Below are 8,756 nucleotides of genomic sequence, written 5' to 3' on the forward strand. Positions count from 1 at the left end.
TGTTTCCTTTTTCCAGTTCATATAGCATCTTGTGATAAATTTCTATAGTTGCGAGTGTATCTCCCATTGCTCTGTGCGCGTTGTTGTGCACAACGCCATGAAACTCGCAGAGTGCACCGAGTCTTTTTGAAGGGAGAGTGCTATGAATGCGTCTTGCTAGTTTTGCTGTACATAATTTTGGGTTGGTAAGTTCTTCACCATAATGTTTGTACATATTATGAGAAATGAATTTATAATCAAATCCCGCGTTATGTGCAATAATGGTGTGATTTCCTAAGAATTTTTTTAACTCTGGTAGAACTTCTTGAATGCGGGGCGCATTCTGGACCATGTCATCTGTGATGCCTGTGAGTCGGGTAATGAATTTCGGAATGGGCTCGCCAGGGTTAACCAGTGTGTGAAAAGAATCAAGTTGTTTGCCGTTTGCAACTTTTACTGCTGCAATTTCGGTGATGTTGCTTGCGTATGGCGATAGACCGGTGGTTTCTATATCCAAAACAATTGCTGGTTCACTACGCATATAGTTTGTTGTAATAATCTAATTTAAATATTTGTCGCTCAGAAGTTTCTTATTTATTGTCTACAAAGAGTTTGTTAAGTAGAAAAATTTGCAAAGCGTTAGCAAAGTTGACCTCTTTATTCTATGATGATTTGTTGCTAAGCACTCTTTAGGTCTTTATTGCATGGATTAAAGATTGTATGTATTGTATTATTTACATAAAAAAGAGTGCGAGGATGCTGATAATAAATACTAGTAATATGACTGCTTCAATGACGAGTCGATGTTGTTGTGTTTGTTTATGTAATCGAATGCTGGTTGTTGTTTTTATTGCGTAGAGTTGCACGGGGTGTTCCACGCCTTTGAGTTTTTTCTTTCCTTTACAGGTTATAGGGAATGCTTCGGGATCGAGTTCTTCGTAAACTTTTTGACTGATGATGACTCCTCCGGCTTCTCCATAACTATTGATGCGGGCTGCAATATTTACTGATGTTCCTAAGATGTCGTGCTCTCGAATAAGTACTAATCCTTTATTTATAGAGATTCTTATGTGCATAGTTAAGTCTTCATGTGCTTCTTTATTGTATATATCAAATGCATCTTGCATTTCCATTGCGCAATGAACCGCGTTCATAGAGTCTTCAAAACTAATGAGAAATGCGTCACCCATTTTGTTAATAATAATTCCATCATATTTTTTAACAAGACTTTTGATGAGTCGATCAAAATGGTTGTGAAGTTCATCAAGTGCTGCTATGCTGAGATGATAAATTTTATCTGTATAATTAATAATATCTAAGAGAAGTATGCTTCGCATGCCACTTAGGGGTGCTTTATGTATTTTTTTTCTTTGCTTTGTCTTTTTTGCGTGTGCAGACATAATCTATTTTAGGATATATCTCTTTAAAAACTTTTTCTGTTGATAACAAAAATTGTTTTTGAGGATTTAGGTCTCGTTTCTGCTCACAACGTCTAAAAGTCAAAAATTTATTGTTTTCAGACTTTTTACTTGTTCGTGGTTCGCTCAGAAATCAAAGAGTTCTGGCTTCTAAAAACCATAGAGGTTTTACAGAGTCAATCATAACTACTGTGCAATGACAAAACATTTATAAACTCTAAAATTGATGTTGTTTATAATATAACTTATCGGAGTTTTAATCATTATGTCCTATCCAAATCCTCAAACAAAAGAGCGAAAACAAATTCAAGAAATAGTTGATTCTATAGCTATACCCTTTTGGGACTTTTCTTCTATTAGTAAAGATATTCGAATTCAAGATACATTAAGAGATTATGTTTGCCAGAATTATTCAATTAAAAGTTCTATGGATTGTGTTGGCTGGTGTTTTGGAAAGGAGTATTCTTCAAATTCGCAGCTCATGCGAAGTTTTTATAATTCAGCGACTAAAACGCTCATAAATGATGCATCTTTAGTGTGGTATGTGGATAATGAAACGCCCGTTCATGTAGGAAAATTGGTTTCTGATAAACAAGTGCTATCTAAATGGGGACGAGGACATCTTATTAATCATCCTTTAGAATCAGTTCCTCAAAGCTACGGAGATAAAATTATTTTTTCAAAAGATATTCCGCGTGACTTTGCATATGCTCTTTGGGCAGCGATATATGATGAACCGCTAAATTCTTTTGATCAGTATAACTTCTAGACCACTCTTCTATTCTCCTGTAAATTTTTTTGATTTTCTTCTGAAGACTTTATGAATAAGTTTTTATGATTTGCTTACTAGGTTATGTTCTTATCTATTTGCAATAGCTTGTGGTGTGGCTTCCGGAGTTTTTACTGGCACTGTGCAAAGGATTAGCGTAAAATTTGGAATTCATTCCGAAAAATATACTTTGAAGTTGATAGTTTGGACGTGGCGGTTTTACCTGAAAAGGAGTTTAGGAAAAAATTCGGAATGAATTCCGAATAATTAGTTTTTTGCAATATAATTTCCTCCTGCAAACAATGTATTCCAAAAAAGCCGTAAAATTTTCGGATTAAAAGCCGTAAAACCTTTTAATATAAGGGTTTTAGAGCTTTTATGTTTCTGGAAATAATAGTTGCAATTGCTTGTGGTGTGGCTTCCGGGGTTTTTACAGGCTTCTGGTTCTAAGATTTTCTTGATTAGTTCTGAAAATAGAGAATGTCATTACATTCTCATTACAAGCAATAAAAACAAGCAGAACTTACAAGGAAATAAGATGGTATCCAAAATAAGAGATAAAGGGCAACTTGTCAGCATTTTTGATAAAGTTCAGAGGATCGAAAAGGATCTGAACCAGCTTTTACCAGAAATGGATCGATCCAGGTTGATCAAAGCAATGTCTAAATGCAGACAGCATTACGAAGGTAAATTGTACTATGGCAGAAGAACATATGATCCTGAAGAGATCAAGAAAAGACCAAAATTAGAATTATCAGAGATCGAAAAGATCATCTATCACTATTTGATTGAGAACGACTTAAACCCTTCCACAACGTACAGATGGTTCTTAGCTACACGTTTACCCTCTGATCTAAAAGAACGTCTTTCTAATAGAGAAATACCTGTAAAGTTAGCTATGAGTATTTCTGCTAACCGGAAAAGAACCAAAGAATCAAATCAAGGCATGTTAATGATGGACGAAATGATAAACATAATCGGAGGTTTGTGAGATGGATCATGAAATCATTAAGGAAATATTAGACATCACAAGAGAAGAAAAGATGTCGAGAAAAGCAGTTTATGAAAGGTTACTTGCAAGAGGTTCTCTCAAGCCAGGAGAAGAAGATTTATTCAATATAATTATTGATAGAGCATTAGAAAATGAGTTAATCCCTTCTAATCGAATTAAGATTTATAAAAAAGCAAGAGGAAAACTCCCTTCTGTATTTACAACTGAACAAATGCAGTTTATTTTTGAAAGTTGTAACAGACCTAAACTTGCAGTTGTTATGTGGTTAGGTTTCTTCTGTGGCTTAAGAATAAGAGAAGTCTGCAATCTTAAAATAACAGACGTAGATTTAGACAGAAGAAAATTATCTATAAAAGACAGTAAGAACCCACTTAGAGGAAAACAAGGATATGGGAAAGATCGAGTAGTTAGCATACCTCAAGTAGCAATCAACCCACTAAAAAGATGGTTAGATATTATCAAAGGAGGCGAATGGTTTATCCCAAGCATGCAAGATCCAAACAGACCCATACGAACAAAGACAATCCATGAACAGTTTAGATTTTTACTCAAAAAAGTAGGTTTGTCTGAAAAAGAGTATGAAAAAGGCTTTGTACAAAAGAATCATGGAAAAAATAAGCCAATGGTTAAGTCTGTGTATAAATACAGATTTCACACTTTCAGACACACTTATGCAACATATCTTCTGGAAAAAGGAGTTCCAATAGAGAATATTCAAAGATCATTAGGTCATAAAGACCTTGATACAACACTAATCTACGCACGTATTTCTGATAAGAAAACAACAGAGTATGTAGATGATGCATTCAATAGACCACTCAAATTAGTCAATAAGGAAAGCATTCTCAATGAAAATAAACCAGTACAACAGACTAATTACAACATTAACAACACTGCCAATGTTTTGGCTGTCAATAATAACACTCCTATATCAATATTGCAGAAAAGACTTGCAATGGGAGAAATAGATCTCGTAACATACGAGCATCTATGTAAAACACTAAATGGAGGAAATAAATAAAATGGAAAACGAAAACAAAGCAAAAAAAGAGATTGTAGAAATCTCAAAAGAAGAACTACAAAAAGACATCGAACTAGTAAGTGGGTTCGTGAATAAAGCAACAAGCAAAGATGCAACTGAATCTGAGAAAAAGGTAGCAGACTTACTCGTTAAGTATAGTTCTATAATGACCTCTCTGCTAGAATCAGAGATAATATTAGGAGAAAACGAGCATAATGCTACAAAGATCTATGAAGGCGGTCAAGATGTCTTTAAGCTGGAATGCCCTCATTGTGGTAATGTGCATAAATGCCCTGTTGATTTCAGGTCTTTTGCTGAAGACTTAACTCTTGAGGAAGAAGATAAGGTTGCTTGTCCTAAGTGTAACAAGGATCTCGGAGTTAAGTTAAGGTACTCTGTTTATACGAGTTCTTAACTCGTACTTTTTTTATTTTATTTCTTTTTTTAGTTTTTCAAGTATTTCTAGTCCTTCTTTTGTTATGTTTATTTCAAAGTATGGTTTGTTGTTTTTCAAATGAGAATCCTTTTTTTGAATGATTACACAATTAAAGATTTCTAATTCTGTGCAGTGTTGTCTAATGCTAAGCCAATTACTCCTTACTTTTCTTTCAAGTTCTGCATAAGTATGAATTTTATTATCTGCTAATACTGATAATATCTTCTTTTTTATGATTAATGGACTTCTGCCAGCCATACCACAAAGAAGGAGTAAGATTTATATATGTAGATTCCACATCTAAGTGGTATGATGTTAATTGGAGGCTGTATTTAATGAAATGTCCTAAATGTAATTCAAACAATTCAAATGATGCTCAATTTTATGGAGGGAGAGAATGTAACCAACATCCTAAAAACCAAAAAATAAAGACAGGAGTATTATTAACTGCTTCTTTTTTAGTATTATTGTTATCATTATCGTTTGTGATTGCAAGTGATGAAACAATTTCTTATTCTAACAGTTCTACGTCTTTTCGTTTCGTTTCAAGTTCTGCTAATCCTGATGATGGAAGGATAATTTTAACTGATCCATCTTATGACTATCCTGATTTTTATATTTGGTATGGTGGTAGTAATCAAGAAGCAGTAGGTAATTGGAGTGTTTATGATTATGCATTAATAAAGAATAACTCTGATTCAAGTTGGATTTCTTCGGTGTCTTCAAAAACAACAACTTTTGGTTATGTTTTTATAGGGGATTATGGCATAAATAATAGTATTAATGGTTGGAATCGTACTTTGTGGATTGAAAACAAGACAGATATTATTAATAATTGGACAGATACATCATCTGATATTAACATTTTTTTTGATTTGATAGGTCAACTAAATGATACAGATAGTTTGTTTAATACAACTCTTTTGAATAATTTAACAAATTATGTTCACATAACAAAATCAAGAGACACTATATTAAACATAAATAGTAGTTTTGATAATCTTTATAATTATTCTAACTATACGTTAAGATCTGATATTTGTAGTTATTGGGATGGTTCAAGTTATGTTTACAAAGACATCTTAAATGATGTAGCTATTGCTAATCATTACAAGAATAATAATGCTACATTGTTTGTTAGTTCACTAGGGGATGTGATTGATTATGAAAAAGCATATTATTGTTATATGAGAAACAAAGTCATTTTTGGAGATAATTTGATTTATTCTTATTCACAAAAGAATTATTCAGTTGAATCTGAAGACCTGATTGATTGGAATCATTTCAAATATCCTAATTTAGGTTCTTCAATAGACTCTAACTATTCTATAAATGAAGATGTTTATAGTAGAGAGTTTGTTAATGGAATTGTTTCAATAAATACTACTTCTAATACTGTGAGTTATAATACTGATTCTCAGATAAACTATATTCAATTATGTGCCTATTTCGAGGATAAAGATGATGGTGCTTCAGATGAAGGTTTTATGCACTTTAAGATTAATGACAATATGAGTAGATATCTTAGTGTCGCAGATACTGATCTCACACAAAATATTAAGATGTGGAAGTGTCAGAATATTAGTGTTGATTATTATGAGCCTTCAGGTTTTTACGAACTAGAATTTTATTATATAGATAGCGATGGAAATTATTTGAGCAACTTTGGACTAAATATGTTTCATGGCAAACAAAATGGAACTGATAAAGTATCTTACTACGAGCAAACACTTAATGATCACCCTTCAAATGATGAAACTGATTATGTTGCTTTTGAAAGAGGAGATAATTGGGCTGTAAATTTCACTATTTATAGAATACTTAATACTCTAAATTTGACATTAATCAACCCAACGAATGATTACAACACTTCAAATAATTCGATTAATTTTGGTGCAACCATAGTAAGCGACTCTTATTCTTCTGTAAATTGTAATCTTACAATTAATGGAATAATCAATCAAAGTAATGAAATATTTAATAACAATACGCCTAAGAATATTACTGTTTCGGGATTTAATCAAGGAACTCACACATGGAAATACACTTGTTGGGATGCTGATGCTTATCTTGTTAACTCTGAAACAAGACAATTTACAATAGACTTATCTCCACCACAGTTAAATTATCATAATTTAAGCACAAACACTAGTTCTGTAGGAAATATTATCTATGTATGGGCTAATTTTACTGAAGCAGTAACTGAAATTGATTCAGTTTGGTTAAATGTTAACGGGATTGTAAATATAACAAACTCATCCAATAATCTAAACAACACATTAGTTAATTTTAGTTATGTAGTCCCTAATGAAATGGAACTTACAACAATAAACTTTACAATAAGTGCTAACGATTCTGTTGGTAACTCAATAACAACAGATATATTAGATGTCATAATAGGGGATAGCACTAATCCATCAATAACTTTAAACAATCCAATAAGTGACTACAATACTTCCAATCAAAATATTACATTTAATTTCTCTGTTTTTGATTCAGACACTGATTTAAAATGCAATCTTTCCATAAATGGTACTGTCAATCAAAGTAATATAAGTAGCACTAACCAAACAATATTTAATCATCCTAATTTATTTAATGAGGGTAGCTATTCATGGAATTTAACTTGTTGGGATTCTTTTGGCAACACTAATAATTCTGAAACTAGAATATTTAACATAGACACAACAGCACCTAATCCTCCAGTATTTACAGCAAATAACTTGACTGCAACTCCAAACGGATTCATAAACATAACATGGTCAGAAGTAAATGATGCAAGCAAATACCTGATCTTCAAAAACACTTCAAACATTTCTGAGATCATAAGCAATTTATGGATTGCAAACACTACAAACAACTACTATTTTGATGCAGAAGTAGAGCATAACATCACTTATTGGTATTCAATAGTTGCAGTTGATCAACTAGGAAACTACAATTACCAAAACAAATCAGAAAGCCATAATATCACTGCAAATGATACAGTGAAGCCTCAAAATCCATCAAACATAGTAATCGCTCAATCAGGCAATACAGCAACTATTCAATGGGAAAACATCACAAAAGACATAGACAACATGACTGACACAATCACAACGTACCAGGTATGGTATGCAAACACTATCAACACAAGCAAAGATTATGTCAATGAAACACTGACATTTCTAAAGAACGTAACAAACAATATTACAACATTCACTATAACAAGCTCTAAAACATACTATTTTGCAATCACAAGCATAGATGAAGCAGGAAACAAGAACCTTTCATTAAACAATAATCATGCAAATCAATCATTGACATACACAGCACCACCAGACAATAATGAGGGATCATCAGGAGGAAGTAGTTCATCAAGCAGTGGAGGATACATTCCAGCTGTTGATCAAAACGCACAAACAAAGTATATGCACAACATCCATGCAGGAAACTCAACAGACTTCGAAATAACAAGAGAAAACATTAGCATAAGCAAGATAAGACTTACAGCAAAAGAAAACAAATCAAGCGTAGGAATAGAAGTAAAAAACATCAACGAGCCACAGACAACAAAGAAAATCAACAAGAAAACATATCAATTCTTAGAGATTAATCCAAAAAACATCGAAGATAATGAAATCGAGGGAGTAGAAATAGAATTCACAATCAACAATACCTGGATAAAAACGAACAAGATCAACAAAAACACAGTCACTTTACTAAGATATGTAAACAATACATGGACTGAATTAGAAACAACACTAAAGAGTTCAGACACAAAAACAACGATATACACAGCATACACACCAGGATTCAGCTACTTTGCAATAACAGGAGAAGAAGAAAAAGAAGACATAACAGAAGACACAACACCTGAAGAGAACAGCACAATACAAGAGTTAATGATCCAGGAAGAACAAACAGAAAACACAACTAATGAAACTCAAGAACAAAATCAGTCTCTGAATACATCACAAAAGAAAATACCTGTCCTTTTATATTTCATACCTCTTTTCGCATTATTTATTGTAGTTTTGTATATTTCAATTAAAAAACTAAAGCACAAAAGAAATAAAAAGATAAAAAAATAATGAAAATGGCTCGAAAATACCTGATTCTACACGTAGATCAGTATCTTC

The 8,756-nt window shown here is 32.5% G+C and carries 8 protein-coding genes; 5 read left to right on the forward strand and 3 right to left on the reverse strand.

All coding sequences use genetic code 11. From position 1 onward, the window contains the following. Both K9M74_05295 and K9M74_05300 read right to left on the reverse strand, forming a co-directional pair. On the reverse strand, positions 1-520 hold a 520-nt coding region (locus K9M74_05295; GenBank protein ID MCF7799291.1), incomplete at its 3' end, for a 3'-5' exonuclease. Between the two features lie 193 nt (positions 521-713). Next, positions 714-1,379, reverse strand: a complete 666-nt coding sequence (locus tag K9M74_05300) for an adenylate/guanylate cyclase domain-containing protein (protein ID MCF7799292.1) — start codon at positions 1,377-1,379, stop codon at positions 714-716. A 283-nt stretch (positions 1,380-1,662) separates the two neighbouring features. Here K9M74_05300 and K9M74_05305 point away from each other — a divergent pair, with 283 nt between their 5' ends. From K9M74_05305 to K9M74_05320, 4 genes are all read left to right on the forward strand, one after another. Continuing rightward, positions 1,663-2,166, forward strand: a complete 504-nt coding sequence (locus tag K9M74_05305) for a hypothetical protein (GenBank protein ID MCF7799293.1) — start codon at positions 1,663-1,665, stop codon at positions 2,164-2,166. A gap of 538 nt (positions 2,167-2,704) precedes the next feature. Then, complete coding sequence (locus tag K9M74_05310) at positions 2,705-3,157, forward strand: hypothetical protein (GenBank protein ID MCF7799294.1); 453 nt, start codon at positions 2,705-2,707, stop codon at positions 3,155-3,157. A gap of 1 nt (position 3,158) precedes the next feature. Continuing rightward, the gene (locus K9M74_05315; GenBank protein MCF7799295.1) at positions 3,159-4,199 is read left to right on the forward strand and encodes a tyrosine-type recombinase/integrase; all 1,041 of its coding nucleotides are present in this window, start codon (positions 3,159-3,161) and stop codon (positions 4,197-4,199) included. Between the two features lies 1 nt (position 4,200). After that, on the forward strand, positions 4,201-4,614 hold the full coding sequence (locus K9M74_05320) for a hypothetical protein (protein MCF7799296.1): 414 nt from the start codon (positions 4,201-4,203) through the stop codon (positions 4,612-4,614). Between the two features lie 12 nt (positions 4,615-4,626). On the opposite strand, the gene K9M74_05325 is transcribed toward K9M74_05320, so the two are convergent. Further along, positions 4,627-4,893, reverse strand: a complete 267-nt coding sequence (locus tag K9M74_05325) for a hypothetical protein (protein ID MCF7799297.1) — start codon at positions 4,891-4,893, stop codon at positions 4,627-4,629. A 77-nt stretch (positions 4,894-4,970) separates the two neighbouring features. On the opposite strand from K9M74_05325, the gene K9M74_05330 reads away from it, so the two are divergent. Beyond that, on the forward strand, positions 4,971-8,708 hold the full coding sequence (locus K9M74_05330; GenBank protein MCF7799298.1) for a PGF-pre-PGF domain-containing protein: 3,738 nt from the start codon (positions 4,971-4,973) through the stop codon (positions 8,706-8,708). The last annotated feature ends 48 nt before the right edge of the window (positions 8,709-8,756 follow it).

Source organism: Candidatus Woesearchaeota archaeon (assembly GCA_021734105.1).
GTDB lineage: Archaea > Nanobdellota > Nanobdellia > Woesearchaeales > SKGA01 > SKGA01.